At 57.1% G+C, this 2,069-nt stretch carries 1 protein-coding gene and 1 pseudogene; both read right to left on the reverse strand.

The genetic code is table 11. From position 1 onward, the window contains the following. Positions 1-175: two-partner secretion domain-containing protein (locus tag OSC10802_RS49360; RefSeq protein ID WP_445727651.1), on the reverse strand; the 175-nt coding region annotated here is incomplete at its 3' end. Between the two features lie 186 nt (positions 176-361). Next, a pseudogene (locus tag OSC10802_RS0109580) lies at positions 362-2,069 on the reverse strand (filamentous hemagglutinin N-terminal domain-containing protein); the annotation flags it as partial.

Genomic DNA, 2,069 nt, shown 5'->3' on the forward strand with positions numbered 1-2,069 from the left:
ATGCCTCGCTGCCGGTGGGGAGGGAAAATTCCTGAAAGCTGTGAAAGAGATTGCCACCGGCTCTTGTTCCCCCCTCAATGCGAAGCGTGCTGCCATCCCGCGTTACGGTCGAATGCAAGGGCAGGGTTGCGTCTGGTATAATTTGCGCATGGCTCGGACTTGAAGCTGCCAGCATCAGCAGAGAAATTGTGCCGATTTGACAAAGGCTGCGGGTGGGGAGCATTTGTTTGGGTTAGCTGAACGAAGGTCAGTTTGAGGGGCCGGCATGAATTCAGCGGGACTGGCAAGCCAACCAATCATAAGTGTTAGAAGCTTATCACTTTCTTGCACCTTTGTCAAGATAAAAAACGAGGCAGCGGGCTTAATTCCTGCACTTAGTCTGCCTGTACCAGGGACTGTGCGGAGTGGGGGCATTGGCCACCAGCTGCACCTGACCGGCAGCACCCATCACCCATCCCGTCGCCTCCACCAGTGGCGGTGCTGGCGGGATGGGGGATTCGGCAGTCTTGCGTGCCTGAGGTTGGGTGCCGGCTGTCCCCACAAGGCGCACGTCCCGCCAAATCGCCGTCCCGTTCAGGGGCTGGCTGGGGTCTTCCGGAATTCCGCCGCGTCCGGTGACCACAAAGCGATTGCCCTTATCCGCCGCGCAGCCGGAAACAATTTGATTGCTGATGTCACTGAAAGACGCTGACACCTGAAGCAACCCTGCGGCGGGGTTAACATCAGGGGTTTTGATTTCCACCGTACCGCTGAACTCGGGGCCGAGATTAGACGTGGCTGTGATGTCGCTCTCCGGGGTAATGGCATCCCGAAACTGCGTGCCAAAAATTCCAGTGGCGCTCACACTCACCCGACCCCCTCTGCCTGCTAGAGCGTTAGCGGTAATGTCGCTATCTTCTAGGGCGACAAGCGTGCCGGCACTAATACTAATATTGCCGCCATCAGCGTTATTGGCGTCTGTCACAATAGTGCTGCCCGAGCGCATCTGCAAAGAAGATGCCTGTACGCTCAGATTTCCCCCCGCCCCAGAGTTGGTGTTGGCTTCCAGCTTGCCAGCATTATTTAGTCGCACCGAGTCAGCCACCACATTTAACGTGCCGGTATTGCCCGCCCCCAAATTGCTCACGGTAATCAGCCCCCCATCCTGGACGGTCAGCGAGCCGGTCTTAATATTCAGTGACCCTGCATTTCCATAAGACTGGGGATTTTGAAATCTGAATATCCTGCCTGCTGAAGCTTGAATCTGGGTCAGCAATTGAGCGGGATTATCACTGCCCGTGACTTCTACCTTCTGAGCGCCGATTGTAATGTCCCCCGCGTTTCCCAGCCCCGCAGAAGCTGCAGAAATCAATCCCCCATTGCCTACAGTCAGTCGGGGCGCAGAAATGCTGATATTTCCTCCCGGATAGGAGTTGACGGTAACAGAGAGAAGGAAGCTTTGTCCCCTGCTGCCCGTGGCCAGAATGGGGGAAAAGCCCGACACTTCCACAGACTCTCTAGCTCGAATTGTCATGTTGCCTCCAGGTCCCCCAGTCTCAGAAATCACCGTTTGGCCAACAGAACCGCCGTTACTGGAGGCCATTCCCCCACCATCGGAGATAATCAGCCGGCCAGTGTCAATGGTGATGTCCCCTGCCTTCCCCGTACCGTCTAAAGCCTGGGTGGTGATCAGGGTGGTCGCTACGCTGCCTGCGGGGGGGCTGAGCACTTCTACTGTGTCAGACGCTCTGATGGCGATATTTCCCGATGCGCCGTCACCCAAGGTAAGAGTGGTAATGACAGCCCCATCGCGCACCGTCAACCGTCCCGCCTCAATGGTAATGTCCCCGGCAGTCCCGGCACTCCCCCGCACTGTGCCGTTGGCGATCCCAGAACCGGCCAACTCCACCGTACCGGCACGCAATGTAATGTTTCCCCCCTTTGCCCCACCCAAAGTGCCGGCAATACCCATGAATCCATTGCGCAGCAGCAACAAGCGTCCGGCATCAATGGTGACGTCCCCCGCTACCCCACCCCCTGTCGTCCCAGTGATGAGAGTAAAATTCGGAGCGAAGGGGTTGATTGTTCCA

This window comes from Kamptonema formosum PCC 10802, from assembly GCF_000332335.1.
GTDB lineage: Bacteria > Cyanobacteriota > Cyanobacteriia > Cyanobacteriales > Oscillatoriaceae > Oscillatoria.